The sequence below is a fragment of the Lawsonibacter sp. JLR.KK007 genome (assembly GCF_036941135.1).
In the GTDB taxonomy this organism is placed as follows: Bacteria; Bacillota; Clostridia; order Oscillospirales; family Oscillospiraceae; genus Lawsonibacter.
Genome location: NZ_JAYWSY010000001.1, coordinates 604,794 through 631,599, shown reverse-complemented (window position 1 = coordinate 631,599; position 26,806 = coordinate 604,794). Strand labels below are relative to the sequence as shown.

The window sequence follows — 26,806 nt, the reverse complement described above, 5'->3', positions numbered from 1 at the left end:
TTATACAGGGGCTTTCCGGTCGCTTCCGCTTCCCCGCGGCGCAAGGAAACCGCCATCCGCTCCGCCGCCGTCTTATACCTTCCCACGATCAGCCGCGCCGCCCTTCGTCCTGAACACGCAAGTTCAGCATTTTTTCCCGAACCAGCTTGTCAACCACCCGGCCCGGCGTTTTCTGCCCGCTGATCTGCATAAGACGTTCAAGGTTGAACGCCGTTTGCGGTGTGACCCGGACCGTCACTTTCCGCGTTTTCTGCCGCTGTTTCTTCATGGTCCTTTGACCTCCGTTTTCAAAAATTCGTCTATGAATTCTTCACCCGTCCGGCAAAATCTCAAAAGCCCGCTTCCGTTTTTGTAGTCAAGGAAAAGAACCGCGCCATTGAAGCGAACGCGGAAGGGTTCAAGGTTCGCCGCCGTCACATACTTTCGCCCGAAATGCTCTTTCATCTCCCGCCATACGGCCCACGGAACAAAGAAAAAATTGTTCCCAATTCCGGCGCATACGGCGGCAACCGCGCCGCGGCTGTGGTGGCGTTCCAGTGCGTCCTGCTGTTCGCCGGTCAGAACGTCCCGTTTCAGCCGGTCCGTCGTGGTGTGCTTTGCTTCAAAGACGATGGAGCGCCCGCCCGCAAGGGTCCCTTGAAAATCCGGCTGGGCGTGGGCGGTGAACCGGCCCTTGAAAATTCCGCCGCCCAGCTTCTCCATGACGCGGAACGGTTCGGGGGTCTTGTCGATCTCCGCCCGGCCCTGTCTGGAATACAGGGCGCACCCGGCTTGTATGTATTCCTCGAAAGAATGTCCTTGCGCGTTGTTTACGGCGTTCTGATAACGCTGGGCAAGGTATTTCTTTTCCCATGTCACGGGCATTATTGATCGCCCCTTTCTTCCGTCCCGCTCCCCAACGCTTTCCGGCGGCTGTGTTCCTCCATGCCCGCCATCATCATTGAAAGGCGCTGTGCTTCTTCAAGGTCCATTTCGCCGATCTCCGGCACGTCGTCAATGGGCTTGTCCGGGAATAGCCGGTTCTTTTGCAGAAACGCTATATAAAACCGTTCAAGTTCCTTTTCAAAGGCGGCTTTGTAAAATTCAAAGCTGAATTCAATTTCTAACCGTTCCGCCGCCGTGCATTCGATTCCTGTTTTTTTCCGGGGCCGGTTCGTATAGGCTCCGACGCACCCGAAAGCGACGCGGCCTGTAACCGCATAAATTATCTGATTCAAAAGCCGGAGTTCAAGCGGCGTTTTATACCTGAACCACGCCATTTCCCGGCGGTCCTCCGAAAGTTCGCTTTCGGCGATTCCGTGTTGCTTCATCAGCCGTTCAAGCAATGCGGCGGCGGATTCCTTTTCCCCGCGGTCGCCGCGTTCTGCTAAAGCCTGAATCTTTTTGACTTTCTGCAAAAGCTGTTCCCGGTCCGTCATGCGTCCACCCCGCTTTCGGGAATCGCCCACGAATACGGTTCTGCGGCGCACATGGTATAAAACGGGCATTTGCGGCACGAATCATCTTCTGTCCGGCGGTTGCAAATTTCCTTGATGACCGCCGCCGCGCGGTACATTTCCCGCAATTCCTGTTCGCTGTCCAATACTTTCCCCTCCTTACAATTCCTCAATCCCGCCGATTCTGTCCACGTCTGCGGCTGTTACCGTCCGCCGTTTCAGAATGGACGCTATCACGTCCCCAAACCGCTCCCATCGGGCAGAAACAAGGGTGAAATATCGGAATCCGGGGTTGTTCCGCGCCCAATCCCGCAAGAGCGAAATTGTCCGATCTGTCATTTCTTCGCCCACCCGATAGACGGCAATATTTCCGGTTTCCGGGTCAACCTCCCGACAAATCGCAATCAGCTTCATTTTTTCGCGGGGTTGTGCGGCTCCGTCCTGCCGCTTCTTCCCGCAATCGCAAATTTCGCCCGCGTCCAAGTGTGCGCCGCACCGCGGGCATTCCCGGTAAGGCTTCCCCATGATGACCGCCCCTTTCTATTCTTTTTTCCTCAATTTCAGGTAAATTGACCACCCTGTTTGTTCGTTGTATTCGTACTGAACCCCGTAATCGTCGTCGGTCAGGGTCCAGCCCGGATACTTCTTTTCCCAAAAGGCGCGGCCCGGCCTTTCTTTCGCCCACTTCTCGATCTGCCGCCGGTTATACTTCCCGTCGTTCGCCCGGCTTGTCGGCTTCTTTAAGTTGTGGGAAGAGGACCACCGCTTTTTCCCGCCCGCCTGCTTGACAAGGTAAGTGCAAAGGGCGGCAATCCCGTTTTCGTCTGCTTGCAGGCGGTCCGCGTTGCAATATCCTATTCGGTCGCCCTTTTTCTGCCCCTTGCGCTTCCTCTTGCGCCACAACTCTTCCACAACGTCACGGTCAAGCCCTCCATTCATGACAATGTGGTGATGAATCCGGGTCGGCTTCCCGCTGTTCCGCGCTGTGGTGTAGGCCGTGACAAGGATATATTTCAAGGGCGGCAACCCCTCTTTCTTCCGGGCGTAGGCCACCCGGCGCAAATAGTTTGAAACTTCCTTTTCCGCGGCTTCCACGGTCCGCGGAAGATGTTTCGCGGAGTATGTAGCCGTTACGTGCAAAGCTTCCGGGTCGTCCCCGAAATTCAGGTTTCCCAACTGGACGAAATACCGGCGGGCATTCTTGTCATTCAAGTTCTTTTGTTTCGGCTCCGATTCCTGAACCTTTTTTGACCGCTTCCCGCGGGCGGCGGCGTTCTTTTGGGCTGTGGTATAGCCGAATATATCAACCTCCCTGTAATGATCGCCGCAAAAAATCTTCTTTTCTCTGATAAAGGTTCGCACCATGCTTCACCCTCTTTTCGTTGGATGATGAAGCGGGCGTGTTCTGTGCTTCCAGCAAACGCGGGTCAGTAGGGCGGGGGATGGAGCGGGACCGGCCCGCAACCTCCGCACCCTGTTTTCCTGTGTAAACGTGACAGGCTTTGCCAGAATCTTAATACCCATTACAAGCCCGCCACGCCGCATAAAAACGGCGCTTTTTCTTGACTTTTCCGCCGGTTTCTGGTATACTAATCATAGGTTGATAAGCTGTGTTTTTACCGGCGGATTCCGCCCCGCACCCGTTTTCGCACAACGGGCGCGGGGCGGTTTTCTTATGCAGTTTTCGGCGGCGGGGCGTGGGCTTTCAGCCCTCCGCCGCCGCGTTGTCGTTCCCGCCCTGATCGCCGGGCGTGTTGTTCAGCGCCCGCGTCGCGGCTTCCTCCTTTGCGGTGTCCTCCGCGTCCTGCTTCCACTGGAAGAGGGAAGCAACCGCGGCGGCGATAGCGTCGCCCCAAACGTCCACGGGATAGCCGTTCAAAACCTCCAGCACTGCGTCGCGGGCTTCCTCGATCATGTCGGCGCGGGGGTCCGCGGTTTCATCTTCATAAGGGACAGATACAAAGATGGACGATTCCAGATAACAAAGCGGGCGCGCGCCCCAGTGGCCGTAGTACGCGTCGTCCCAGCCCACCGCGCCGGAGGAATCGACGTAGCGGACGACGCACGAATCCGACGGGTTACAGGTCCACGGGGTCAGGGTCCAGCACCAGTCATCAACAAGGGGGATATACTGCCGGTACTTCCGGTAAAGGCCGTCAGACAGTAAAGCGATTTTGTCGGTCGCGGTCCCGTAGTCCGTCATTCCGTCGTCGGCGGTCAGGTCGCTTTCCCAATCAAGGAATGCGGCCCGGTTCGCGCCCTCCTCAATCAACGCGTCAAAGAACGGGCCGTTCAGCTCCCGGCGCAAGGACGAAACGCGCCAGTCGTTCCGGTTCTCTTCGTCGAACGCCCGGTGAAAGACGGGTTCGGCGGCAAGCGCCAGCGTCGCGCCGATCTTGTCGTTGTTTTCCAGCACCACCCATTGAACGCCGCCGTAAAAGAAATATCCGCCCTGTTTCAAATCTGCAAGTTTCTTCATGGTTCGTTTCCCTCCTTATAATCCGGCAAATAGCCGTTTTTCGTGTCTTTGACGTATCCCCGGCCCACGCCCGAAAGCAGGGCATAAAACACGGGAAGAAAGAGGGCGAAAGCTTCACCGCCCACCGCTGAATACCCGCGTACCGTCAGGGCGTAGGCCGCACCCGCTCGAAACAGGATGATTCCCGCAAGGGTCAGGCCGGTATATTTCGCAACGGTCAGAATCAGCCGGGCGGCGCTCCGCCGGGCTTGTCCCGCTCCGCGGGTGATCGTGTCAGGTGTCGGCATTGTTTGTCCCCCTTTCAATTTTTCCCGCTGGGGCAATCACCACGGCGCGCCCGTTCCGGTCCAGCAGTTCCGCCGAAATCTGAATGCGCGTACCTCTCCCGGCCTTTCGATAAATCAGCGCGGTTACTTTCTGATAGGTGATACCGGCGTAACGCACCGGGTATTCCTCCATCAAGGCCGCTTTTAGTTCAGCCCCCGTCACGTCCTGCACCTACTTTCCGCGAAATTTCGTATTCGGCCCCATACCGGCGGCGCTTGCACCACCAGCACGTTACCTTCATATTGACCCCGCCGCTGACGCGCTGAATGTTGTGTTTCCCCGCCTTTTTCAGTTCAAGGAAACAGGGCAAGCAGAATTGACGTTTCACGATCTCACCCCCTCCCGCACGTTTTCCAATGCGGAACAAAGGCAACGGGCAGTTCCGGCGATTCCTCTTCCGGGCGGGCGACGCGGCCCACGATCACCGCGTTTTCGTCGGTGTAAAACTGATCGTTCCCGCCGCCCTCAATCACGAATACGGGTTCAAGGTCAAGGGGGACAAACCGCCCGTTTTCTCCCTGCGCCCACTCAATTTCACGCCCGCACCGGCGGCAAACGCTCATACGGCGCACCCCCGTTCCGCCGAATAAGGGAAAAAGCGCCGGTAAATGCAAACCGCTTCCGGGCCGACGTTCGGGTTTTCCGGCCTGAATGAAACGACGTATTCGTGATGTGGCGCGGCCCGCCACAACTGTTCAGCAAAGGCAAGGGCGTTCCGCCATGCGGCGCGCCGGTTCGCTTCCAGCCGCGCGGCTTCCTCTTCCTCTCTGCTGTCGAACGTTTCAAAGAGGACCGAACCCCCGGCGATTTCCAGCGTTACACGGAGGGAAAGCCATTCCGCCGGTTCCTCCGTGTACGTTCCCCAAACGGCGCGGGGCTTGTCCTTTGTTCCTCCGCGGGTGATCGTCACCGCCGCCTGGCTTGTCCAGTCCGGGAACGTGATTTTCTTTTTCATGTGTCCCGCTCCTTTCTACACTTGCACGAAAACAAGTTAAAGCACCCGCCCTGCGGTATTACTGTCCGCTGTGAAACGCTTCCCGGCTTTGCTCCCGAATCAAGGCTATAAATGTTTCAACCTCTGCCGCTCCATGAAGCAAGATAGAATTTTTCCCGAACGTTCCAATTTCGATTACCCGCTTTTCCGGGTTGTTCTTTGCAAGAAATCGACGAACGGCCTTTTCCGCTTCAGTGGCTTCCATTTCTGAAATTTCTTTTTCCGTCAACTCCACCGAATCGGAAACCGAATAACGGAACATAGGCCGCGTACACTCCCGTTCCTCCGCGGTCAATGCCACTTTAGGCCCCGCCGGGTCAAGTTCGATCACATAAGTTCCCTTTTTCACGGTTCACCGCCTTTCTTTTTCTTCCGCTTTGTGGTAAAATAGAATAAAATACAAAACGGAGGTTTTCGGAGTATGGACAACAAACGCTTTCTTCAAATTCTGCGGAGAATACCGCTAACGCCGTATGAAGATGTTGGCGCTGTAATCGGGTTTGACGATATTTACGTTACATTAACCCCATATGGTGAAGTTAAAGAATCTATCGAATGGAGAATCAGGGAATTAGAGCGCGCCGGGAAGCTTGAAGTTTTCCGGGCTAATTCTGTGATTTACGCTGTCCGGCTTTTGCCCTGATTCACCCGCGTTCGTGAATCCCGATTGCCTTTGCTATGTGGATTGCCGTTGCCCATCCATAGCCCGAAATCTTTTCTTCTTTCAAGATTTCTAATGCTTTCATGGAGATTTCCAGCATTTCCCCAGCTTCCGCCGCGGAATACTGATCGACAAGGGCCGCAAGCTTTCGCGCCGCCCGCTTCGTTTCCTCGCTGGGTTCCTGCGTGTCCGTCAGGGACAGCCACCAGCGGGGATTGTTTCGAAACTCCTTGCACCGGCAATCGTCGCAATCTTTCGCCGGGCAATAGTCGCAAAACCGCTTATGAAATTCTGTGTCCCACGGCCCATCAATGACGGGCAGTGCCGCAAGGAACGCCGCCAGCACTTCCGGGCTTTCTGTGATTTTCTCAAATTGCGTCACCGTTGAAACCTCCTTGCATATCGTCCGCCGCGGTCCGCCCCCGCCGCCTGAAATTTGCCTGTACTGTCTGCTGGGCGACAACCGGGTTGTAAGCCCGCCGCCGGTTCCGGTCCAGAACCGGCGCGCCGTCCTCTCCGACGCTTTCCCCGCGCTTCAACTCCCGGTAGATCGTCGCCGTGGTAACGCCCAGCCTTTCTGCAATGTCCGCCGGTCGTGCATTCGCCTGATACAGCGCGGCAATCTCCCGCCTGTCCGAAAAAGTTATGTATTTGTAGTGTCGCGCCATGCTTTCACCCCCGTTCCCCTTTCCCCGGCGGCGGGGGTCCGGCCCCGCCGCCTGCTTTCCGTTCGGTTTCCTGCGCCCCCTGCTGGCCCAGCTTCCCGGTCGCCGCCGCTGTGGTATCCGCTCCCGCGGCGGTTGCCGCTTCCTTGCACGCGGCTTCCGTGGTCTGCTCCGCGTCCTGTTCGGCGGTGTCGGTGTCCGCCGTTACAAACTCGAATTTCCTGTAATCTTCCATCAGTTCTTCCCGCCGGGCCGCTTCCTGCGGTTTTTCATACTGTGCAAAACTAAAGCAGTTCTTGAATTTCCGCGCCGCATTGATGATCTTCTTGTCGTAATCGTATTCAAGCAACGACATTGTGCAAAGGAAGTCCCATGCGCTCTTGATTCCGTCGATCTTGTGGCATACCTGCCGAAACTGTTCCCGCTCTTCCGCGTTCATCAAAGTTTCCCCGGCTTCCAGCGCTAGCTTGTCTGCTTCCTGCTTGTGCTGGTATTCCACCGTTCCGGGAAGTTCCGCCCGGTATGTTTCCTGGTAATCCTCTTCCGCCCGCTCGTACAGGTCGTCAAAGGAAATTTCAACTTCGCCGTCATAAATCGTCGCGTCGTCGTATTCCACGCGGTAATTGTCGATCAGGCCGTTTTCATCATAGGAAACGAAAATGTGAACCTTGCCGAAATCTTCCGCCCAAACGGTGAAACCGCAAGAATCGCTTACGATGATCGCGGCGCACTCCGCTTGTTTCGGCATTTCCTTTGTTGCGATTTCCTCATATGCGCGAATACCGAAATAGCCGCCGTTCTTCGTGTAGAGGTCAGCGGCGCAATCTTCGTCGCAAACCAGCGCGTTGTTTTCGTCGCGGTACACGGTTCCCCAGCCGTCTTTCGCGGCCTGCCGGTAAGTTTCGGTCTTGCTGTACGCCTTATACACGGGAACGCTGGCAACCGCCGTCACGAAATAGCGCACTTCCCATTTTTCCTTCATCTTTTCGCCCTCCCGCTTGATTTTCCGGCCCGGTTGTGGTATAAAAAAATAAATGCGATAGAACCGAACCGCCCCGTTCGTGGGGCTTCGTGTTCTTTCGCATTTAATATTACAACCTGCGGACGAGGTTTTTGCAACGAATTTTTTCTTCCCTTTTGGACAAACCAGCGTTATAATCAGAGGACTCTAAAGATAAGGACCTGATATCATGGATCAAACTTCTCATCCCGCCGCCCAGCGTCTGCTTCCGGTGGCCCTCCTCACCCTCTCCGGCGGTCTGCAGGACACCTATACCTATCTGCGCCGGGGCAAGGTCTTCGCCAACGCCCAGACGGGCAACATCGTGCTCCTGGGCCAGAGCCTGTTCGACGGGGACTGGGCCCGGTCCGCCCGCTACCTCCTGCCCGTGGTGGCCTTCGCCCTGGGGGTGGCGGCTGCGGAATGGCTCCGGGTCCGCCGGCCCCGCTGGCAGCGGCGGGTACTCCTGTGGGAAATCTTTTTGCTGTTTCTGGTAGGCTTTGTCCCCCACTCCCTGGACCAGCTGGCCAACGCCCTGGTCTCCTTCTCCTGCGCCATGCAGGTCCAGGCCTTCCGGCAGGTGGAGGGCTTCGCCTTTGCCAGCACCATGTGCATTGGCAATTTGCGCAGCGGGATGGAGGCCCTGTGCGCCTTCCTGCGCACCGGAGATCCTCAGGAGCGGAAAAAGGCCCGGCTGTACTTTTTTGTCATCCTCCTGTTCGCCCTGGGGGCCGAGACCGGAAGTCTGGCCGTGGAGCTGCTGGACCTGCCCGCCATCTGGCTGTCCTGCGCCCTGCTGGCGGTGAGCGCCCGGCTGCTGAGCTGAATGTCAGCAAAATCGACTGGACCAAAGCGTGGAGCAAAAAGTATCCCATCCTGGCCCAGTATCAGTCCGAGGTAGACGTTCCCCGCTGCGCCGCGGAATGAAGCAGGCTGCTGGCCGAGCTGGAGGCGGCCTGCGGGTACGACCCGCTGAACGCTATGCTGGTTCTGAAGGATATTCTGGCTTCCGTTTGGAAAAACAGGCAGTGAAAAGAAAAAGTCCGCCAAAAGGCGGACTTTTTTCCTGGCTTGTTTATCAGCCCTGCTGCTCACGCATCTTGGCGAAGCAGTCGCTGCAGTAGACGGGACGGTCAGACTTGGGCTCGAACGGAACCTTCGCCTCACCACCGCAGGCGGCGCACACGGCGGTGAAGTACTCACGGGGGCCGCGGGCGGCGTTCTTGCGGGCGTCACGGCAGGGCTTGCACCGCTGGGGCTCGTTCTGGAAGCCGCGCTCCGCATAGAACTCCTGCTCACCAGCGGTAAAGGTGAACTCGTTGCCGCACTCTTTGCATACCAGGATCTTGTCTTCGTACATGGATATTCCCTCTCTTTGACTTTTTGCCCGGCGCTTGGCCTGGGCGTGTGATATTGCGATCAGCTCTCGCTGGATACGCCAGAAGAAATTTGCAGGGCCGTTTTCCGGCGGATACGCTGGATGGCGTTGTCCACCGACTTCTGTGAGCGGCCCACCCGCTGGGCGATCTCTCGGCAGGAGAGGCCGTTCAGGTAGGGGGGTAAGATCTGCGCTTCAAACTTGGATAACCGGCCCTTGAGCGCCTCCAGGCGCTCTTTTCGTTCCTCTCTGCCGATGACCACGTCCTCCGGGCTTTCGGCACTGGAAAACAAATATGCGTTGGTTCCGTCAAAAAGAGGGGGCTCGTAGGAAACACTGTGATTCAGGGGGGCGTGCTTGCCGCCCTGGGCCGCCCGGACGGCGGTATACAGACGGCTGCGGATGCAGACCTCCGCAAAGGTGCGGAAGGCGGCGTCCCGTTCCGGGGCAAAGCTCCGGATGGCGGTGAGCAGACCCAGCATGCCCTCCTGGATCAGGTCCTCGCTGTCTCCCCCCGCCAGAAACAGGGGGCGCGCGCAGGCACGGACCAGCCAGCCATACCGGCAGACCAGCTCCGTTTCCGCCAAAGAATCTCCCTGGGCTGCGCCCAGGCACAGTTCCTCATCTGAGGTGTTTGGAAATTGGTGTTCCATACTATTATCCCGGCTAACTTTCATAATAAACAAAATGTTCAGATTTGTCAAGGGTTTTCCCAAAAATCTTTGTTGATATTTTCCAATCCGCCGGCCGGTTCCTCATTTTGCTCAAAGCTGGGGGATCAAATCGGCCAAACGCTGGGCAGTTTTCTGAGCGGTCTCCTGAGTCTTGGCCTCCACCATCACCCGCATCAGGGCCTCGGTGCCCGAGGGACGGACCAGCACCCGGCCCTCGCCGGCCAGGGCCTCCTCCTCCCGCTGGACGGCCTGGGCCAGCAGGGGGCTGGCCATGGCCGCCTTCTTCACGTCGTTGTCGGCCACGGGGATGTTGATGAGCACCTGGGGGTACCGGGGACAGGCGCTGAACACCTGGCTGGCCTTTTTGCCGCTCTCCTTCATCAGGGCCAGCAGCTTCAGGGCGGTAAGCTGGCCGTCGCCGGTGGTGGCGTGGTCCAGGAAGATCATGTGCCCCGACTGCTCGCCCCCCAGGCGGTAGCCCTTCTCCACCATCCGCTCCAGCACGTTCCGGTCGCCCACGTCGGTGCACTCCAGCTTCATGCCCCGCTCCCTGGCGTAGACGTGGAAGCCCAGGTTGGACATGACGGTGGCCACCACCGTGTCCCCGGGCAGCTGGCCCTTGGCCTTCATGTCCAGGCCGCAGGCGGCCATGATCTGGTCACCGTCGATGAGGCTGCCCAGCTCATCCACCGCCAGACACCGGTCGGCGTCCCCGTCGAAGGCGATGCCGATGTCGTAGCCCCCCGCCTTGACCATGGCGGCCAAGGCATCCATGTGGGTGGAGCCGCAGCGGTCGTTGATGTTCACCCCGTCGGGATCGGCATTGATTACGTCGGTGCGCAGCTTGGAAAAGCGGTCGAACAGCCGGGCGGCGGTGGCGGAGGCCGCCCCGTTGGCGCAGTCCACCAGGATGCGCAGGCCGCCCAGGGTGGAGTCGATGGTGGACTCCAGGTGGTCGATGTAGTCCTCAGAAGCCTTGGGGGCGGCGTAGCTCACCCTGCCGATGTCCGCCCCCGTCTTCATGGGCACGTTGTTGGAGCCGAACAGGACAATCTCCTCGATCTTCTCCTCCAGCTCGTCGGACAGCTTAAAGCCCTTGCCGTTGAAAATTTTGATGCCGTTGTGCTCAAAGGGGTTGTGGCTGGCCGAGATGACAATGCCCGCGTCGGCCTCCTCGTCCACCGTCACCCAGGCCACCCCGGGGGTGGGCAGGGTGCCCAGGTCCAGCACGTCCGCCCCGGCGGTGCACAGCCCGGAGATCAGCGAGCCCTTCAGCAGATCCCCCGAGATACGGGTGTCCTTGCCGATGGTCACCAGGGGTTTGCTCCCCTTCTTCTTCGCCAGCACCGTGGCCGCCGCCAGACCCACCTTGTAGGCCAGGTCCGCGTCCAGCCCGGCGTTCACCACGCCGCGAATGCCGTCCGTTCCAAATAATTTGCCCATGTTGCCGCATCCTTCCTTACTTATTCACTTCCCGCTTGTCGGTACGTCCCAGCAGATAGTCGATGCTGACGTTGAAATACTCCGCAAGCGCATACAGGCGGGGGACGTCCGGGTAGCCTTTCCCCTGCTCATATAGTCGGTATCCACCAGCTGATAGCCCTAAATCCGCAGCTACTTCGTCCTGATTCAACCCAAACTCCTTTCGAATCGCTTTTAAGCGTTTCGGAAATTCTTCCATAAATATCTCCTTTCCCCTTGACAAAGGAGAGAATACGAATTACAATAAATTAATAGTAATACTTGTACAATAATAACTATTAATTCGGAGGGCTATTCCTATGAACACACTGCCGTCTATATTCCTCAACGACACTATTGACGCGGAAATCGAGGCGTTCTGCGCCAGTGACCCAGAATTTGTACAAGCAGAACAGGATTTTAAAGAGATCGCAAGGCAAATCGCGCAGCTGGTGGGCTTCGACTGGTATGACGCCTTTGAAAAACGATTCACCAAATATATGTACCGGACCTCCGACCTCTATTATCTCTATGGGCTGGGTCTTCGTCAAGACATTTTGCGGGCGATGGGCAAATAATTACCGCTTGGCCGCCGCAAAGTCATACGCCTCTTTCACCCAGGCCATCAACTGGCCGTCGATCTCCTCCACAGAGCCGATGACAATGTGATGGGTCCACCTTCCAGGATATGGCTCGGAGACCTGGTCAATGCGGGGGGAGCCCTCCCGGCGGTTCAGGCCCAGGGTGATGGTGATATAGGGATCAGGCCGGTTCTTGGCCTTCCGTGCCGCAAGAAAGGACACCGCCCCGAACACCCGCCGGTTCTTCAGGGTGATCTGGCTCTTCTGGGGCTGGATGACAACCCCCTCCAGCCCGGCCAAAAGCCGCTCCTCAAAGACCTCGTACAGGGGGATGGCCTCCGGCTTCTGGTGAAAAAAGAACAGGGTATTTTGATCCATGATTCAATCCTCCCGCAGCCGCTTCTCCATCACATCCCACACCAGCACACAGCCGCCCTCCGTCCTCTCGCTCTGGTGCTCCACGGTATGGTATCCACGGCGCTCGTATAGATGAACGGCAGGCAGCGAGGCGTCCAGCCGGACCGTGTCGTAATCCGCCGCGACGGCTTCCTCCAGCCGGTCCAGAATGTAACGCCCATACCCCCTGCCCTGGCGCTCCGGCCGGACAAACACCCGGGTAATGTGGTCCCCCTCCTGACTGCCTGTGCCCACCAGTTCTCCGCCGTCCAGCAGGATATGCGCCTGCCCGGCCTCTATGGCGGCGGACACCCGCCCCTGGCTGTGCCAGTTCAGAAAATAATCCACACAGCCCTGTGGGTAGTATTGGGGGTAAATGGCTCGGATGGTGTCCTGAATCAGCGCCAGCACAGCAGAAAAATCCGCCTGATCCGCTTTTCTATACTCCATACTACCTCCTCAAAAGCTCAGCTGGTCCAGCCCGCCGTCCCCGCCGGGGACGGGCAGGCCCAGGTGCTGGTATGCCTTGGGGGTGACGCACCGGCCCCTGGGGGTGCGGGTGAGGAAGCCCAGCTGCATCAGGTAGGGCTCGTACACGTCCTCCAGGGTGACCGACTCCTCGTTGATGGTGGCGGCCAGGGTGTCCAGCCCCACCGGGCCGCCCCGGTAGTTTTCCATAATGGACCGGAGCATCCGGTGGTCGATGGCGTCCAGCCCCAGGTGGTCGATCTCCAAGGCGGTGAGGGCCTCGTCGGCCACTTTTTTTGTGATCACGCCCCCCGCCCGCACCTGGGCGAAGTCCCGCACCCGGCGGAGCATCCGGTTGGCAATGCGGGGGGTGCCGCGGGACCGCTTGGCGATCTCCATGGCCCCGTCCGGCTCAATGGGCACCTCCAGAATGCCGGCGGAGCGGGTGACGATCCAGGAAAGCTCCTCCGGGGAGTACAGCTCCAGCCGCAGGGTCACCCCGAACCGGTCCCGCAGGGGGGCGGACAGCTGGCCCGCCCGGGTCGTCGCCCCGATGAGGGTGAATTTGGGCAGGTCCAGCCGGATGGAGTTGGCCGAGGGCCCCTTGCCGATGATGATGTCGATGGCGTAGTCCTCCATGGCGGGGTACAAGATCTCCTCCACCGCCCGGTTCAGGCGGTGGATCTCGTCCACAAAGAGGATATCGTTCTCGTTCAGGTTGGTCAGCAGAGCGGCCAGGTCCCCCGCCTTCTCGATGGCCGGGCCCGAGGTGATCCGCACGTTCACCCCCATCTCGTTGGCGATAATGCCGCTGAGGGTGGTCTTGCCCAGGCCCGGCGGGCCGTGGAGCAGCACGTGGTCCAGGGGCTCATTTCTCATTTTCGCCGCCTGGATGAACACCTCCAGGTTGCCTTTGGCCTTCTCCTGGCCAATGTACTCCTTCAGAGTCTTAGGCCGCAGGGAGTACTCCCCCTCGTCCTCACGGGTCAGCGAGGTGGTCACCAGGGGCTCCAGCTCCTCGGCATCCAGCCCCGCGCCGGAAAAATCGATACTCAACGCTTCACTTCCTTTTTACCATCTCTGAGCCAGACCCCGAAGAATGTCCAGAAAAGCCTCCTCGCCCCAGGTGTTGATTTTCAGCCACACGCCCTGGCTACCGCCGGCGGTGATGCCGGAGAGATACAGTTTCTCCCCGTCTCCCACCAGGGTGAGGGTCATGGACAGGCGGTTGCCGCCGGTCATACTGTAGCGCTCATAGACCCGGACGGTAACCCGAACGCCAAAGCTCTGGAAATAGCTCTCCTCCTCGAAGCTAACGGACATACTGCCGTTCAGGATTCCCTCGTGGAAGTAGCGCAGGGCCTGATCATAGTCGCCCCGCAAAGTGCATTCATATTTCGCCACAGGATCACCCCTTCACCATCTTTTTCAGCGCCTGCTTGATGATCTGCTCCAGGGGCAGGCCGTCCAGATCGATGCCCTTCAGGGCCTGGCTGATCTCCCCCTGGGAGTAGCCCAGCACAGCCAGGGCGGCGGTGGCCTCAGACAGCTTGTTCTCCGGGATGACGGTGACCCCGGTGCCGCCGTAGCTCTCCCCGGCGGCGCTGATGGTCTGGCCCTTGGCCAGCTTGTCCTTCAGCTCCAAAATGACCCGCTGGGCGATCTTCTTACCCACGCCGGGGGCGCAGGTGAGGGCTTTTTCGTCCCCGGTGATGATGGACAGGGCCAAATTGGCCGGGGTGGTGGAAGACAGAATGGACAGCGCCGCCTTGGGGCCCACTCCGGACACGGAGGTAAGCTGCTGGAACAGCCGCAGCTCCTCCGCCGTGGCGAAGCCGTAGAGCTCCATGGCGTCCTCCCGGACGTTCAGGCAGGTAAACAGCTTGCCCTTCTCCCCCTTTTTCAGGAGGGACAGGGTGTAGCTGGTGGTGCGGCAGGCGTAGCCTACCCCGCCGCAGTCGATGACAGCCAGATAGGGCTCGATGTGGGCCACTGTGCCGTTTAAGTAGTAGAACATAAGCGTTACCTCGTGTCGTATTTTTCCGGGTCAAAGACTCGATCCGTATTCAGCAGGCTGGTGGCCGACCGGGCGTGACAGATGGCGATGGCCAGCGCGTCGGCGGCGTCATCGGGCCGGGGAATCTCCTTCATGGACAGCAGACGCTGGGTCATGAGCATCACCTGCCGCTTGTCCGCCCCGCCGTAGCCCGCCACCGCCTGCTTCACCTGCATGGGGGTGTACTCGAAGATGGGCACCCCCAGCTTCTCCGCCGACAGGAGGATCACCCCACGGCCATGGGCCACCGAGATGCCGGTGGTGATGTTTTTGGAGAAAAACAGCTCCTCCACCGCCATCTCGTCGGGGTGGAAGGTGTGAATCAGCTCCTCCATGTCGTCCGAAATTTGCAGCAGCCGGTGGGACAGGGGAATCCCCGCCGGGGTGGTGATCACCCCGTAGCGCAGGAGGGTGTTTTTCTGCCGGTCCGCCCGGATGACCCCAAAGCCAATGGTGGCCACCCCCGGATCAATGCCTAAAATAATCATGCGCCTCTCCTCTGCCCACAATATTACATAGTAATTATAGCACAGGAATGGTAGAATGGGAAGAAAGTTTTTCGCCGCTGTGACACTTTGCCTCTCTTCTTTGAGTTATGGGTGAAAGGAGGTCTTGCGTATGGAAGCTCTGCCGCTGCGCGCGGGCGGTGAGATGGACGCGATTATTGACCGCTATCAGGACACGGTGTACGGTCTGGCCCTGGCCCGGACGGGCAGCCGTTCTGACGCCGACGACGTATTTCAGGAGGTTTTTCTGGCCTACTGCCAGTGCGGCAAGACCTTCCGGGACGAGGAGCACCGGAAGGCCTGGCTGCTGCGCACCACCATAAACCAATCCCGGCGGGTAACCTCCTCCAGCTGGAGGCAAAAGACCGTCCCCCTGTCGGAACGGGAGGACGTCCCGGTTCAGTTTCAAGAACCGGAGGAAAACGAGGTCTGGACCGCCCTGCAATCTCTGGCCGAGGATTACCGCCTGCCCATCTATCTGTTCTACTTCCAGGAGCTGTCCACCCAGGAGATTGCCAAGGTGCTGGCAATCCGCCCCGGGGCCGTCCGAATGCGGCTGACCCGTGGCCGGGAGCAGCTCCGGGAGAAGCTGAAAGGAGCGTATTTCGATGAATAAGGAACTTTTCCAGTCCATGCAGAAGCAGATGACTCCCTCCCCCGAGGCTCGGGCGGAGTTGAGCGAGAAGCTGGCCCAGCCGGTGAAGAAGCGGCCCGTCCCCTGGAAAAAGTACACCGCCCTCGCCGCCTGCGCGGCGCTGGTGATTGGGGCGTTCTCTCTGCACAGCTATGGTCAGGAGGACGGCCAGTGGATGTTTTTCCTGCGCAGCTTTCATCGCGATGTCATAGAGACCAAGCTTCACAGCTATGTGACGGTGGATGATTTGACTGGGTTCGTCCCGGAAAACGCCATCACCGCCACTGGTGGAAGCGAAGGGGCCGTCCGGGACCAGGACACGGGCATGACCCCGGAGGACCTGACCGCCGCCATGCTGGACGTGGGCTACACCCAAGATGAGGTCGACGAGTACCAGTCCATCGGCTACCAGATGACCTGGGCCAACTGGTGGAAGTTCGTCCATCAGCAGGAGAACAGCGAGGGGGACGACCCCTTCAACCTGGACGACCTGAAACTGTTCTCCCAGAAAGAGCTGTACGTCCGCACCGGAGCCCTCCCCGCCCCCAACACCGGCGACCTGCCCGGCGGGGCCTATATCGGCGACATCCCCGTCCAAGTGGGGGCTGAGGACTACCAGAAGCTGATGGAGCACTTCAACGGCACCTACCCCGACTGGTACGGCGGGGCCTATCTGGACGAATCCGGCCGGCTGGTGGTCCAGCTGGTGGAGGACAAGGACCCCGGGGACAAAAGTCTGGAACTGCAAGTGCTGGACTGGACGGGCAGCGACCAGGTGATGTTCTCCTCCTGCAAGTACTCCCTGGCCCAGCTGAAAGAGCTGATGGACCAGCTCAACGCCCTCCCAGGCCAGGACATGAAATGCGGCGACGTGATGGCGGGCTGGGGCATCAACGAGGAGGCCAACCGCATTGAGCTGACCCTTACCCAGGTCTACGACCCCATCCTCGTCGTTCTGGCAGAGCTGGACCCCGATGACGACGCCATCTACGTCCAGGTGGGCCAGCGGGCCACCGCCGATGTAGGGACTGAGGACCCGGCGGTCCACCACGTTATGCCCGGAGGGGTGCCGGTCCCGGACGACGAGGACCTCGCCGCTGTGGAGCCCTGCTACGTGGAGGAGCTGCCCGGGAAGCTGCCCAAGGAGGAGCAGCGCCCCGCCACCAATGTAGAAGCCCCCGCCTACGATCCCGACGCCAAATAAACGGAAAACAGCGACCGCCCCATCTCGGAGCGGCCGCTGTTTCATTTTGTTTAACGTCTCTTGTTGCCCAGGAAGCGCAGCAGGTACAGGAACAGGTTAATGAAGTCCAGATACAACTGGAGGGCAGAGAAAATAGACGCCTTGGCCAGCATGTCGGGAGACATGGAGTAATAGTTGTAGAATGCCTTGATCTTCTGGGTGTCGTAGGCGGTGTAGCCCAGGAAAATGGCGATGCCCACAAGGCAGACCACCCGGTCAAGGACGTCCAGGGCGGGGATGAACATGGACAGCACACCGAAGATAATCAGGAAAATCAGCCCGGAGAACAGGATGGTCCGCAGGTTGGACAGATCCCGCTTGGTCGCGTAGCCGTAGGCGGCCAGCGCGCCGAAATAGACGGCGGTAAGCGCGAAGCACAGCACCACAGAGGTCAGCTCAAAGACCAGCAGGTAGATGGACAGGGTAAAGCCGAACAGGGCGGAGAACAGCACGAACAGGCCGATGGCCGTCCCTACCGCCATCTTCTCCAGGCGGTGGACCATAGTGATGGAAATCACCAGCGTGGCAATCAGCACAATCAGGTGGACGTAGGGGATATAGACGATGGCGTAAATTGTGGCGTTGGTGAGCCAGCAGCCCACCGCCACGCCGAAGGTAACCAGCAGGCCAAGCACCATCCACAAAAAGGTCTTGGCGGTGTACTGGCCCAGGGTGTCCCCTTGGCTGGAGGCATAGCCGCGGTCAAATTCATAAGGATCAAAGCTCATCAAAAGCACTCCTTTCAGGCCGGACGGTGTTTGTTCTATTGTACCCGCCCGGGGATGGTTCTATTATACTGCCGGATCGGGAAAAAATCAACTGTTTCCAAACACAACGTCATAAAAGTTATGTTCCACGATCAGCGGGGTGGCGTTCAGCTTGTAGCCGACCAGCTTCTTCATGGCGGAAACGTAGCTCTCCTGCTCCTGCGCCGTCATGGAGGTCCCCTCCGCCGGGGTGAACGTCTGGGTATAGCGGTTGTAGAAGCCCCGGTCGGTCATCCAACTGTTGGAGGTGAACACCACCAGGCCCTCGCTGTCCGACAGGATGTCGCTGCCCGCCAGCATCCGGGAGTCGTACTCCAGTCCCAGCAGATTGGACACGGTGGGCAGGATATCCACCTGACAGCAGGGCTTATCCACGATGACCGGCTCCTCCATGGAGGCCGACCACAGGATCAGAGCGTTTTTGTACACGTCAAAGTCGATGCTGGACTCGTCCAGGTGCTCCATGGCCTCCGAGCTGCCGAAGGTCTGGCCGGACAGCTCCTCCAGGGTGTCCACGTTGAAGTAGGGGATGTGGTCCCCGGTGGCCACGATCAGGGTCTTTTCCAGCTTGCCCGCCGCCTCCAGCTTCTGAATCAGCAGCTCCAGCGCCCGGTCCACCTCCATGACGGTGGCCACGTAATTCTGGGTGGTCTCGCTGTAGGGCAGGGCCCGGACAGTCTCCCGGTAGGGGGCCACCACCCGGTTGTTGGAGTAGGGCATGTGGCCGCTGATGGTCAGGTAGTAGACGTGGAAGGGCTGGTCGGAGTTGATGTAGTCGTCCACGCTGGCCTCGATCATGTGGGTGTCCCGCTGGGGCCAGAGGAGCTTGCCGCTGTCGCTCACCTCCAGGCCCTCGAACTCGCTGAGCGTGCCCCGGGAGGAACTTTTAAGGTTTCCCACCTGGAACTGGTGCCAGTCGTAGCCCAGATTGGAGTGGGACAGGGCCCGGCCGTACATCTCAGAGTTGGCGTGGTAGCCCAACACACTGTAGCCCGCCCGCTTCAGCTGCTGGGGCAGTGTCAGGTAGGCGTTGTAGCCCACCGTCTGGCCGTCCTTCTGGAAGGTGACCTCGCCGGTCCGCTTCATGGTAATGGGGTTGCCGTTCTTGGGGTACAGGCCCAGCAGGGTCTGGCACTCGCCGTTGGAGGTGCTGGTATAGTGGAGGGCGGTATAATAGTTGTTGAAGACAAAGCCCTCGTGGGTCAGCTTGTAGAGGGTTGGGGTCAGCTCCGGGTCGATCGCGTAGCCGGAAAAGCCCTCGATGACCACCTCGATCACGTTGTACCCCTCGAACATACCGGTGTACTCGTTCTTCTTGGTGGGGGCCACGCTGTTGAAATAGCCGGCCAGCCACTTGATGTCGTCATTCGCCCCATTCTCCGCCAGGGCGGCCAGGTCCACGTCCATCACGTTGGGAGAGGTGTCGGTCACCGGAGTGGGGTCCGCCGTCTGGGAGCTGCTGCCGGAGGACGCGCTGCTGGAGGAACCCCCCGGCGGGGTCAGGATATCGATCCCGCTGAAGTCGCTGCCCATGGTGTTTTTCACTGGGATGATCATGTGCTTGACGTCCAGCCGCAGCATGGTCAGCAGGCCCAGCTGCTCTACCTGATCGTCCACATTGGTGTCCACCTTGTACAGCCAGGCGGGGGTGACGTCCCCCTTCCAGGGCAGCAGGGTGACTCCGATGCCCAGCACATGGCAGAGCACGCAGGCCCCCAGCACGATGGCGGCGAAGCGGATGTCAAACCGCTCAAAGCCGGGAAAGTCGTTGCCGAAGAGGCAGATCAAGACGGACGGCAGCAGCAGGACCAAAAGGATCGGGATGCTGTGAAGGACGGTGGAGACAATGACGTCGGAGTAATCGGTCAGCCGGTTGCCCGCCGCCACCTTCAGTGCGCTGGGGCCGTAGTAGGACTGGAGGATGGTCTTGGCGATGAGCTCCACCGCGTAGATCACCGACAGAAGCACCGCCAGCACCTTGGAAATGATGCTGTTGACCTTGGGCGGCCAGGCCAGGGTCAGGGCGGACAGAAACAGCCCTGCGGCCAGACTGAACACGATGTACACTGGGGCGTAGGCCAGGGATGTCTTCATATAGACGTGCAGCACCAGCTCCAGATAGAGCAGCAGCACCGGAAACAGCAGCACCCGCTCCAACGTCTGGATCATCACCGCAGCCTCGCTGCGGCGGGAACGGCTCCGGCTGCCGCTCATCCTTCTTCCGTTATAACCCATTGGGTCCGACCTCCAAACTAAAATGCCTGTTTTTGCCTATCCTACTTTACTCACTTGACCCCAGACAGTCAAGGGCATTTTCTTGAATTTTTCATAAATTCCAAAGCCCTCCTGTCCGGCAGGTCCGACGCGCTCCCCTAGCCAAACAGGGAAAACAGGTCCATCTGGCTGGTCTCGGGCAGGCCGCCGAAGGCGCCCGCCTCCTTCAGCAGCTGGATATGGGTCTTGGATACCTTGGGACAGGCGGCGGCGATCTCCTCAATGGAGACAAACTCCCGCCCCTCCCGCTGCTCCGCCAGGGAGAGGGCGGCCGTCTCTCCCAGCCCGGCCACCGAGACAAAAGGGGGCCGCAGGGTCCCTTTTTCCAGGTCCATGGTGAACCGGGTGGCCTGGGACTGGTAGATGTCCATCCGCTCAAACTGGAAGCCCCGGAGGTAGAACTCGTAGCACACCTCCAAGGTGGTGAGCATATCCTTCTCCACAGCGGTGGCCTCCTTGTCCTTGGCCACAATTTCCCGCATTTTCTTCCGGCACACGTCCATCCCACGGCACATATAAACCTCGTCAAAGGCTTTGGCCCGGATGGAGAAGAAGGCGGCATAAAAGGCCAGGGGGTAGTGAACCTTGAACCAAGCGATGCGAAAGGCCATCATCACGTAAGCCACGGCGTGGGCCTTGGGGAACAGGTAGGCAATCTTCTTGCAGGAGGTGATGTACCAGTCCGGGACCCCGGCGGCCTTCATCTCCTCCTCTGCCCCGTCGGGCAGGCCCCGGCCCTTTCGGACCGACTCCATAATCTTGAACGCCCGCTTGGGGTCCAGCCCCTTGGAAATCAGAAACAGCATAATGTCGTCGCGGCAGCCGATGACCTCGCCAACAGGAATGTTGTTCTGCAAAATCAGGTCCCGGGCGTTGCCCAGCCACACGTCGGTACCGTGGGTAAAGCCGGAAATGCGCAGCAGGGTATCAATCTGGGTGGGCTGCGTCTCCACCAGCACCCCCCGGGTGAAGGGCGTATTGAACTCCGGGATGGCCACCGCGCCGGTGGGGCCCATCACCGGGTCGTTCTCAAAGCCCAACGCCTTGGAGGAGGTAAACAGCGACATGGTGTCTTTGTCGTCCAGGGGGATATCCCGGACCTTCACGCCGGTCAGGTCCTCCAGCATCCGAATCATGGAGGGGTCGTCGTGGCCCAGCATGTCCAGCTTCAGCAGGTTGGACTCCATGGAGTGGTACTCAAAGTGGGTGGTGATGATATCGCTGTTGGGGTCGTCGGCGGGGTGCTGGACGGGGCAGAAGTCGTAGATCTCCCGGTCCTGGGGGATGACCACCATGCCGCCGGGGTGCTGGCCGGTGGTGCGCTTCACTCCGGTGCACCCAATGGCCAGCCGGTTCTCCTCCGCCTTGGAGACCGTCTTCCCCTTCTCTTCCAGATACTTTTTCACATAGCCGAAGGCGGTCTTCTCGGCCACCGCGCCGATGGTCCCCGCCCGGAAGACGTGGGTCTGGCCAAACAGCTCAAAGGTGTATTTGTGGGCGCTGGACTGGTACTCGCCAGAGAAGTTCAAGTCGATATCGGGCACCTTGTCGCCGCCAAAGCCCAAAAAGGTCTCAAAGGGGATGTTGAAGCCGTCCTTCACATACGGGGTCCCGCAGACCGGACAGACCGCGTCGGGCATATCCGCCCCGCAGCCATAGGGGTGGGCGGGGTCCTGGGCGTAGTCGAAGTCGGTGTGCTTGCACTTGGGGCAGCGGTAGTGGGCAGGCAGGGAGTTGACCTCGGTGATGCCCGACATGTAGGCCACCAGAGACGAACCCACCGAGCCCCGGGACCCCACCAGATAGCCGTGCTCCAGGGAGTTCTGCACCAGCTTCTGGGCGGACATGTAGATAACGTCGTACTTGCATCGGATGATGTCTCCCAGCTCCGTCTCGATGCGGTCCACCACGATTTTGGGCGGGTCCTCCCCGTACAGCTCGTGGGCTTTGCCCCACACCAGCTGCTTCAGCTCCCCATCGGAGTTCTCCAGCTTGGGGGCGAACAGACCCTGGGGCAGAGGCTCAATGGGGTCGCACCAGCTGGCGATGAGGTTGGTGTTGGTCACCACCACCTCCTTCGCTTTCTCCTCCCCCAGATAGGCAAACTCCTGGAGCATCTCATCGGTGGTCTTGAAGTAGATGGGCAGGCTCTCGTCGGCGTCCTCAAATCCCTTCGAGGCCAGCAGGATGTGGCGGTAGACCTCGTCCTCCGGGTCCAGGAAGTGGACGTCCCCGGTGGCGCACACCGGCTTGCCCAGCTCCTCCCCCAGCTTGACGATGGCCCGGTTGAAGTCCCGCAGCTCCTCCTCCGACCGCACCAGCCCCTTGCGGAGCATGAACATGTTGTTGCAGATGGGCTGGATCTCCAGATAGTCATACCAGGAGGCAATGCGTTTCAGCTCCTCCCAGCTTTTCCCGTCGGTCAGAGCCCGGAACAGCTCCCCCGCCTCGCAGGCGGAGCCCAGGATCAGCCCCTCCCGGTTCTCGTTGATGAGGGATTTTGGCATGATGGGGTATCGCTTGAAGTGGTCCAGATAGGACAGGGATACCAGCTTGTACAGGTTGCGCAGGCCGGTCTGGTTCTTGGCCAGCACGATGAGGTGCTTGGGCTGGCGCTTGGCCTTGCCCTTCCCCCGGATGGTGCGCATGTAAGGGTTTACCTGGGACAGGTCATGGAACCCCAGCGCCTCCAGCTTTCGAAAGAAGTGGGGGAGCATGTAGGCCACCGTTGCCGCGTCATCGCTGGCCCGGTGGTGGTTGAAGGCGGGCAGATGCAGGTGCTCGGCCACGATATCCAGCTTGTACTTGCCCAGTTCGGGCAGCAGGTTCTGGGCCAGAATCAGGCTGTCCACCGAAGGGTTGTGGAAGGGGATGCTGTACTTCTCACACCCGGCGGCGATAAAGCCCATGTCGAAGTCGGCGTTGTGGGCGGCCAGGGGCCGGTCCCCGGCAAAGGCCAAAAAGGCCCGCAGCGCCTCCTCCTGAGAGGGCGCTCCGGCCAGCATCTCGTCGGTGATGCCGGTGAGGCGGATGATCTCCGGAGGCAGCATGCGCCCCGGGGCGGCGAAGGTGTTGAAGGTATCGGTAATCTTCCCGTTTTTCAGCACCACTGCGCCGATCTCGATGATGACCTCGTACTTCTTGTTCAGGCCGGTGGTCTCAATGTCGAAGCAGACGATCTCGCTGTTGAAGGGGGCGTCTGTCTCCCCGTGGACCGCCACCCGGTCGTCCACGTCGTTGATGTAGTAGGCCTCCACGCCGAAGAGGACCTTGATTTTCTTGGCCGAGTGCTTGGCGTTGGGGAAGGCGTGGGCCACCCCGTGGTCGGTGATGGCGATGGCCGGGTGGCCCCAGGCCTCGGCCCGCTTGATCACGTTCTTGTCCCGGCCGATGGTGGAGTCGGTCTTGAAGCCCACCGCCGTCAAGGCGTCCATGGCGGACATGTTGGTGTGCAGATGGAGCTCCACCCGTTTCTCTGGGGCGGTGTCCATCCGGGGAGTGACCTCCGTCACACTGACCGCCGCCGGCTCCAGCACCATATCGCCGTAAAAACGGTCCAGGTTCAGCCGGCCCTGGACCTTGACGTGCATCCCCTTTTTGATCCCGTCCACCAGAGGCTTCCCCTCCTCGCCGGGAAAGAACTTGTTCACCCGGATGGAGCCGGTGTAGTCCGTGATATCGAAGGCCACCACCCAGGCTCCCCGCTTTTTCAGCTCCTTGTTGTCGATGGCGAAGACGTCCCCCTCCACCACCACGGCGCCCATATCCAGTTCCAGATCCCGGATTGGGACCGGGGCCTTGGTGACGGGCCGGCCGAAGACAACCTTGCCCTGGGGCTTTTTGTCCCCCTTGGGCGGAGCGGGACGGGGGGTGTGTTTCAGCGCCGCCCGGCGGATGGCCTCCGTGCGGGCAAAGGGGTCCAGCTCCTTCTCGGGCTTGGGCGGTTCCGGCGCGTCGGGAACCTCCGGGTCCGGAGGGGCAGCGGCCTCCGCCGCCTCGATCTTCACGCTGGTCAGGCCGTAGGCCCGGCACAGTGCCTCCTCCGCCTGGATGATCAGGTTCGGGCCTGCCCCGGAGGCCCCCTCCACCGTGATCTTGGCGCTGCGGCTGGCCTTGTCGATGGCGGCGGACAGGATCAGCCAGCCCTCCACCCCGTTGCACAGCTCGGTCCACTGGCGCAGGGCGGCAAACATCTGTAAAAATGGTATCTTTTGGGACATTCAGTCGCTCTCCTGTTCATGTGTTCGGTTTGGACGGCCAGTCCCAGTCGTACAGGGTCCGGCCGTTTTTATGCCAGATGCGAATCTCCCGGCGGCCCCAGTCCCTCTCAACGGACTGAGAGGCCAGCATCAGCTTCTCAGAGAAATAAGAAAAGGCGTTGCGCAAAATGGTTTCGTCATCCCCCAGGCACTCCAGAAGGGTAACTTCCACAATATTCCGCACATCGTCGTCCCCATTGGCGTACATGTCCTCCACAAAGTCAATGTACCGGCGGATGGTTTCCCTCTCCCGGTTGGTCTTCAGCAGCCGCTCCAACGCTCCCAGCAGGGTCTCGCTGCCGAAAAAGACGTGCCCTAAAAGCACCTCATAATACTCCAGGTGCTCCGCATAGGCCGTCCGAAACTCAGGGAACTGCTCTGACAGCCTCCGGGCAAAATATTCCTTGTCCATTACAGCGTCTCGATCAGGGCAAACAGCTCATCCACCAGCCGCTCCTGGGGGACCTTTTTGACGATCTCCCCCTTCTGGAAGAGCAGGCCCTCGCCCACGCCTCCGGCAATGCCGCAGTCGGCGGCGGCGGCCTCGCCGGGGCCGTTGACGGCGCAGCCCATGACCGCCACGGTGATGGGCTTGTCCACCGGCTTCAGCCGCTCCTCCACCTCATTGGCCAGGGCGATCAGGTCAATTTTTGTCCGCCCGCAGGTGGGGCAGCTCACCAGCTCCGGACCCTCCCGGCGCACCCCCGCCGCCTTCAGAATCTCCCTCGCGGCGTAAATTTCCTCCACCGGGTCGGCGGACAGGGACACCCGCATGGTGTCCCCCACCCCCAGGGCCAGCAGGCCCCCGATGCCCACGGCGGACTTGAGCGTGCCCATCCGCACCGTCCCCGCCTCGGTGACGCCCAGGTGCAGAGGGTATTCCTCCCGCAGGTGCATGAGCCAATATGCCTGCACCGCAGTCTGTACATTGGAAGCCTTCAGCGAGACGCAGATGTCCGTAAAATCGTACCGCTCCAGCAGTCGGATCTGTCGTATGGCGGACTCCACCATACCCCTGTAAGTCACACCATACCGTGCCTTTACTTCCCGTTCCAGCGAACCGCTGTTCACCCCGATGCGGATCGGGATATTATGTAAACGGCAAGCGTCCGCCACCTGTTTCACATAGTAAGCTCCCCCGATGTTCCCCGGGTTGATGCGCACCTTATCCGCCCCGGCGGCGATGGCCTCCAGCGCCAGCTTATAGTCGAAGTGGATGTCCACCACCACGGGGATGGGGCTTTGCTCCTTGATCTTCCCCACCGCCCGGGCGGCCTCCATGTCGGGCACCGCCACCCGGACGATCTCACACCCGGCGGCGGCCAGCTTCTTGATCTGGGCCACCGTGGCCTCCACGTCCTGGGTGGGGGTGTTGGTCATGGACTGAATGGTAACGGGAGCGCCCCCTCCAATGAGGACGCCGCCCACGTTGATCTGTTTTGTCATGCTTACCTCCCGAACAGCTTGCCCACGTCGCTGAGGGTGACCGCCAGCATCAGGCACATGAGGGCGGCCAGGCCGGCCAGGTGGACGTAGCCCTCGTACTTCGCATCGATTTTCCGGCGAAACAGCCCGTAGATCAGGCCGTTGAGCGCCAGAAAGAACACCCGGCCCCCGTCCAGAGCGGGCAGGGGGAGCAGGTTCATCACCGCCAGGTTGACGGCGATCAGCGCCGCCAGATAGCCCAGGTTCCAGGCGGCATCCAGGAGGGTGGGAGACTGGCTGCCCACCTCCCCCATCATGTTCACAATACCCACCGGGCCGGACATATCCCGCAGGCCCACCGCGCCGGTGATGAGGTCGCCCAGACTGATCCACCCCAGACGGACAAAGTCGACGGCGGTCTTCCAGGAATAGCCCAGCGTCCCCAAAAAGTCCGTCGGGTCGGCGGTGACCGCCATGGACAGCCCCCGCAGGCGGGTATAATTGCCATTCTCATCGGTGCGCTCCTGATAGGGCAGGTGGACGTCCTTCAGCTCCACCCGCTGGCCGTCCCGCTCCACCACGAAGTCGATGGTCTCCCCCGCCCGGTCCAGGTAAAAACGGGCGTTGCCGTAAACCAGCACCCGGTGGCCGTCCACCGACAGGAACCGGTCCCCGGCCAGCAGGCCGCAGTCCTCGGTGCCATAGCCCTCCAGGGGACCGCCAAACACCTCCACCCGGAACCCTTGGGCCGGAGCGTAGAGGACGGCGATGATGACCACCCCGGTGATGAAATTCATAAAAGCCCCGGCGCACAGGATGATGATCTTCTTCCACCAGGCCGCTTTGCCGAAGGAACGGGGATCGGCCGAGTCCTCGTCGTCCCCCTCCAGGGCGCAGAAGCCGCCAATGGGCAGCAGGCGCAGGCTGTATACGGTGCCCTCTCCTTCCCGAGGCTCCTCCGTATTTTTCCGGCTCTGCCAGATGACAGGGCCCATGCCGATAGCGAACTCGTTCACCTTCACCCCCAGCAGCTTGGCGGTGGCGAAGTGGCCCAGCTCATGGGTGGCCACCAGAACGCCGAAGATCAGAATCGCGACGATGATATAAAGCATAGGAAATACG

37 protein-coding genes are annotated in these 26,806 nt (G+C 60.1%); 5 read left to right on the top strand and 32 right to left on the bottom strand.

Annotated elements, in window-relative coordinates; all coding sequences use genetic code 11:
- Positions 1 to 88 precede the first annotated feature (88 nt).
- From VV088_RS03695 to VV088_RS03635, 13 genes are all read right to left on the bottom strand, one after another.
- On the bottom strand, positions 89 to 268 hold the full coding sequence (locus VV088_RS03695) for a hypothetical protein (RefSeq protein WP_302619457.1): 180 nt from the start codon (positions 266 to 268) through the stop codon (positions 89 to 91).
- Entirely contained in the window at positions 265 to 864 is a 600-nt protein-coding gene (locus VV088_RS03690; RefSeq protein WP_334599440.1) for a Holliday junction resolvase RecU, read from the bottom strand. The genes VV088_RS03695 and VV088_RS03690 overlap by 4 nt, the downstream gene beginning before the upstream one ends.
- Positions 864 to 1,418: a DUF2786 domain-containing protein gene (locus VV088_RS03685; RefSeq protein ID WP_334599439.1), complete on the bottom strand. Its 555-nt coding sequence runs from the start codon at positions 1,416 to 1,418 to the stop codon at positions 864 to 866. Before VV088_RS03685 ends, VV088_RS03690 begins: the two co-directional genes overlap by 1 nt.
- A complete protein-coding gene (locus VV088_RS03680) occupies positions 1,415 to 1,582 on the bottom strand; it encodes a hypothetical protein (RefSeq protein ID WP_334599438.1) in 168 nt (55 codons plus the stop codon). The genes VV088_RS03685 and VV088_RS03680 overlap by 4 nt, the downstream gene beginning before the upstream one ends.
- 13 nt (positions 1,583 to 1,595) lie before the next feature.
- A complete protein-coding gene (locus VV088_RS03675) occupies positions 1,596 to 1,961 on the bottom strand; it encodes a hypothetical protein (RefSeq protein ID WP_334599437.1) in 366 nt (121 codons plus the stop codon).
- A 15-nt stretch (positions 1,962 to 1,976) separates the two neighbouring features.
- Complete coding sequence (locus VV088_RS03670) at positions 1,977 to 2,801, bottom strand: rolling circle replication-associated protein (protein WP_334599436.1); 825 nt, start codon at positions 2,799 to 2,801, stop codon at positions 1,977 to 1,979.
- A 340-nt stretch (positions 2,802 to 3,141) separates the two neighbouring features.
- A complete protein-coding gene (locus VV088_RS03665; protein WP_334599435.1) occupies positions 3,142 to 3,915 on the bottom strand; it encodes a hypothetical protein in 774 nt (257 codons plus the stop codon).
- Positions 3,912 to 4,202, bottom strand: a complete 291-nt coding sequence (locus VV088_RS03660; protein WP_334599434.1) for a hypothetical protein — start codon at positions 4,200 to 4,202, stop codon at positions 3,912 to 3,914. Before VV088_RS03660 ends, VV088_RS03665 begins: the two co-directional genes overlap by 4 nt.
- Positions 4,189 to 4,359 carry a hypothetical protein gene (locus tag VV088_RS03655; protein ID WP_334599433.1) on the bottom strand — a complete coding sequence of 57 codons (171 nt, stop codon included), beginning with the start codon at positions 4,357 to 4,359 and terminating at the stop codon, positions 4,189 to 4,191. The genes VV088_RS03660 and VV088_RS03655 overlap by 14 nt, the downstream gene beginning before the upstream one ends.
- A gap of 31 nt (positions 4,360 to 4,390) precedes the next feature.
- Positions 4,391 to 4,570 (bottom strand): hypothetical protein, encoded by a 180-nt coding sequence (locus VV088_RS03650; protein WP_334599432.1) that lies wholly within the window; start codon positions 4,568 to 4,570, stop codon positions 4,391 to 4,393.
- 4 nt (positions 4,571 to 4,574) lie between these two features.
- Entirely contained in the window at positions 4,575 to 4,805 is a 231-nt protein-coding gene (locus VV088_RS03645) for a hypothetical protein (RefSeq protein ID WP_334599431.1), read from the bottom strand.
- Complete coding sequence (locus VV088_RS03640) at positions 4,802 to 5,197, bottom strand: hypothetical protein (RefSeq protein WP_334599430.1); 396 nt, start codon at positions 5,195 to 5,197, stop codon at positions 4,802 to 4,804. Before VV088_RS03640 ends, VV088_RS03645 begins: the two co-directional genes overlap by 4 nt.
- 58 nt (positions 5,198 to 5,255) lie before the next feature.
- Positions 5,256 to 5,585: a hypothetical protein gene (locus VV088_RS03635; RefSeq protein ID WP_334599429.1), complete on the bottom strand. Its 330-nt coding sequence runs from the start codon at positions 5,583 to 5,585 to the stop codon at positions 5,256 to 5,258.
- 72 nt (positions 5,586 to 5,657) lie between these two features.
- On the opposite strand from VV088_RS03635, the gene VV088_RS03630 reads away from it, so the two are divergent.
- Entirely contained in the window at positions 5,658 to 5,879 is a 222-nt protein-coding gene (locus tag VV088_RS03630) for a hypothetical protein (RefSeq protein WP_334599428.1), read from the top strand.
- A gap of 1 nt (position 5,880) precedes the next feature.
- Here the strand turns inward: VV088_RS03630 and VV088_RS03625 are convergent, their stop codons facing one another.
- The 3 genes from VV088_RS03625 to VV088_RS03615 are packed head-to-tail and all read right to left on the bottom strand — an operon-like array spanning position 5,881 to position 7,544.
- On the bottom strand, positions 5,881 to 6,279 hold the full coding sequence (locus VV088_RS03625; protein ID WP_334599427.1) for a hypothetical protein: 399 nt from the start codon (positions 6,277 to 6,279) through the stop codon (positions 5,881 to 5,883).
- On the bottom strand, positions 6,266 to 6,565 hold the full coding sequence (locus VV088_RS03620) for a helix-turn-helix domain-containing protein (RefSeq protein ID WP_334599426.1): 300 nt from the start codon (positions 6,563 to 6,565) through the stop codon (positions 6,266 to 6,268). The genes VV088_RS03625 and VV088_RS03620 overlap by 14 nt, the downstream gene beginning before the upstream one ends.
- A gap of 4 nt (positions 6,566 to 6,569) precedes the next feature.
- Complete coding sequence (locus tag VV088_RS03615) at positions 6,570 to 7,544, bottom strand: hypothetical protein (protein ID WP_334599425.1); 975 nt, start codon at positions 7,542 to 7,544, stop codon at positions 6,570 to 6,572.
- Between the two features lie 208 nt (positions 7,545 to 7,752).
- Between VV088_RS03615 and VV088_RS03610 the strand changes: the two genes are divergently transcribed.
- On the top strand, positions 7,753 to 8,388 hold the full coding sequence (locus tag VV088_RS03610) for a YoaK family protein (protein ID WP_334599424.1): 636 nt from the start codon (positions 7,753 to 7,755) through the stop codon (positions 8,386 to 8,388).
- A 252-nt stretch (positions 8,389 to 8,640) separates the two neighbouring features.
- Here the strand turns inward: VV088_RS03610 and VV088_RS03605 are convergent, their stop codons facing one another.
- The 4 genes from VV088_RS03605 to VV088_RS03590 form a co-directional block, all read right to left on the bottom strand.
- Entirely contained in the window at positions 8,641 to 8,922 is a 282-nt protein-coding gene (locus VV088_RS03605; RefSeq protein ID WP_160571009.1) for a zinc-ribbon domain containing protein, read from the bottom strand.
- A gap of 59 nt (positions 8,923 to 8,981) precedes the next feature.
- Positions 8,982 to 9,593, bottom strand: coding sequence for a sigma-70 family RNA polymerase sigma factor (locus VV088_RS03600; RefSeq protein ID WP_334599423.1), 612 nt, complete (start codon positions 9,591 to 9,593; stop codon positions 8,982 to 8,984).
- A 111-nt stretch (positions 9,594 to 9,704) separates the two neighbouring features.
- Positions 9,705 to 11,057, bottom strand: coding sequence for a phosphoglucosamine mutase (gene glmM / locus VV088_RS03595; protein ID WP_334599422.1), 1,353 nt, complete (start codon positions 11,055 to 11,057; stop codon positions 9,705 to 9,707).
- Positions 11,058 to 11,073: 16 nt separating this feature from the next.
- Positions 11,074 to 11,295, bottom strand: coding sequence for a helix-turn-helix domain-containing protein (locus VV088_RS03590; RefSeq protein ID WP_334599421.1), 222 nt, complete (start codon positions 11,293 to 11,295; stop codon positions 11,074 to 11,076).
- 100 nt (positions 11,296 to 11,395) lie between these two features.
- Between VV088_RS03590 and VV088_RS03585 the strand changes: the two genes are divergently transcribed.
- A complete protein-coding gene (locus VV088_RS03585) occupies positions 11,396 to 11,653 on the top strand; it encodes a hypothetical protein (RefSeq protein WP_334599420.1) in 258 nt (85 codons plus the stop codon).
- On the opposite strand, the gene VV088_RS03580 is transcribed toward VV088_RS03585, so the two are convergent.
- Genes VV088_RS03580 through ruvC form a run of 6 tightly spaced genes read right to left on the bottom strand, consistent with a single transcriptional unit; the run spans position 11,654 to position 15,064 of the window.
- The gene (locus VV088_RS03580) at positions 11,654 to 12,034 is read right to left on the bottom strand and encodes a DUF5655 domain-containing protein (protein WP_334599419.1); all 381 of its coding nucleotides are present in this window, start codon (positions 12,032 to 12,034) and stop codon (positions 11,654 to 11,656) included. It lies immediately after the preceding gene.
- A gap of 3 nt (positions 12,035 to 12,037) precedes the next feature.
- Positions 12,038 to 12,502 (bottom strand): GNAT family N-acetyltransferase, encoded by a 465-nt coding sequence (locus VV088_RS03575; RefSeq protein WP_334599418.1) that lies wholly within the window; start codon positions 12,500 to 12,502, stop codon positions 12,038 to 12,040.
- Positions 12,503 to 12,511: 9 nt separating this feature from the next.
- The gene (gene ruvB, locus VV088_RS03570; RefSeq protein WP_334599417.1) at positions 12,512 to 13,576 is read right to left on the bottom strand and encodes a Holliday junction branch migration DNA helicase RuvB; all 1,065 of its coding nucleotides are present in this window, start codon (positions 13,574 to 13,576) and stop codon (positions 12,512 to 12,514) included.
- Between the two features lie 15 nt (positions 13,577 to 13,591).
- On the bottom strand, positions 13,592 to 13,924 hold the full coding sequence (locus VV088_RS03565) for a DUF6054 family protein (protein WP_334599416.1): 333 nt from the start codon (positions 13,922 to 13,924) through the stop codon (positions 13,592 to 13,594).
- 4 nt (positions 13,925 to 13,928) lie between these two features.
- Positions 13,929 to 14,537 carry a Holliday junction branch migration protein RuvA gene (gene ruvA / locus VV088_RS03560; protein WP_334599415.1) on the bottom strand — a complete coding sequence of 203 codons (609 nt, stop codon included), beginning with the start codon at positions 14,535 to 14,537 and terminating at the stop codon, positions 13,929 to 13,931.
- 5 nt (positions 14,538 to 14,542) lie between these two features.
- The gene (gene ruvC, locus VV088_RS03555) at positions 14,543 to 15,064 is read right to left on the bottom strand and encodes a crossover junction endodeoxyribonuclease RuvC (RefSeq protein ID WP_334599414.1); all 522 of its coding nucleotides are present in this window, start codon (positions 15,062 to 15,064) and stop codon (positions 14,543 to 14,545) included.
- Between the two features lie 130 nt (positions 15,065 to 15,194).
- On the opposite strand from ruvC, the gene VV088_RS03550 reads away from it, so the two are divergent.
- Positions 15,195 to 15,698, top strand: a complete 504-nt coding sequence (locus VV088_RS03550) for an RNA polymerase sigma factor (protein WP_334599413.1) — start codon at positions 15,195 to 15,197, stop codon at positions 15,696 to 15,698.
- The gene (locus tag VV088_RS03545; RefSeq protein WP_334599412.1) at positions 15,691 to 16,920 is read left to right on the top strand and encodes a hypothetical protein; all 1,230 of its coding nucleotides are present in this window, start codon (positions 15,691 to 15,693) and stop codon (positions 16,918 to 16,920) included. Before VV088_RS03550 ends, VV088_RS03545 begins: the two co-directional genes overlap by 8 nt.
- Before the next feature lie 50 nt (positions 16,921 to 16,970).
- On the opposite strand, the gene VV088_RS03540 is transcribed toward VV088_RS03545, so the two are convergent.
- From VV088_RS03540 to VV088_RS03515, 6 genes are all read right to left on the bottom strand, one after another.
- Entirely contained in the window at positions 16,971 to 17,687 is a 717-nt protein-coding gene (locus VV088_RS03540; protein ID WP_334599411.1) for a Bax inhibitor-1/YccA family protein, read from the bottom strand.
- 87 nt (positions 17,688 to 17,774) lie between these two features.
- A complete protein-coding gene (locus VV088_RS03535; RefSeq protein ID WP_334599410.1) occupies positions 17,775 to 19,961 on the bottom strand; it encodes an LTA synthase family protein in 2,187 nt (728 codons plus the stop codon).
- 137 nt (positions 19,962 to 20,098) lie between these two features.
- Complete coding sequence (locus VV088_RS03530) at positions 20,099 to 24,220, bottom strand: PolC-type DNA polymerase III (protein WP_334599409.1); 4,122 nt, start codon at positions 24,218 to 24,220, stop codon at positions 20,099 to 20,101.
- A 16-nt stretch (positions 24,221 to 24,236) separates the two neighbouring features.
- Positions 24,237 to 24,671, bottom strand: a complete 435-nt coding sequence (locus tag VV088_RS03525) for a DUF7674 family protein (protein WP_334599408.1) — start codon at positions 24,669 to 24,671, stop codon at positions 24,237 to 24,239.
- Positions 24,671 to 25,705, bottom strand: a complete 1,035-nt coding sequence (gene ispG, locus VV088_RS03520) for a flavodoxin-dependent (E)-4-hydroxy-3-methylbut-2-enyl-diphosphate synthase (protein WP_334599407.1) — start codon at positions 25,703 to 25,705, stop codon at positions 24,671 to 24,673. Before ispG ends, VV088_RS03525 begins: the two co-directional genes overlap by 1 nt.
- Positions 25,706 to 25,707: 2 nt before the next feature.
- Entirely contained in the window at positions 25,708 to 26,796 is a 1,089-nt protein-coding gene (locus VV088_RS03515) for a M50 family metallopeptidase (RefSeq protein ID WP_334599406.1), read from the bottom strand.
- Positions 26,797 to 26,806: the final 10 nt, after the last annotated feature.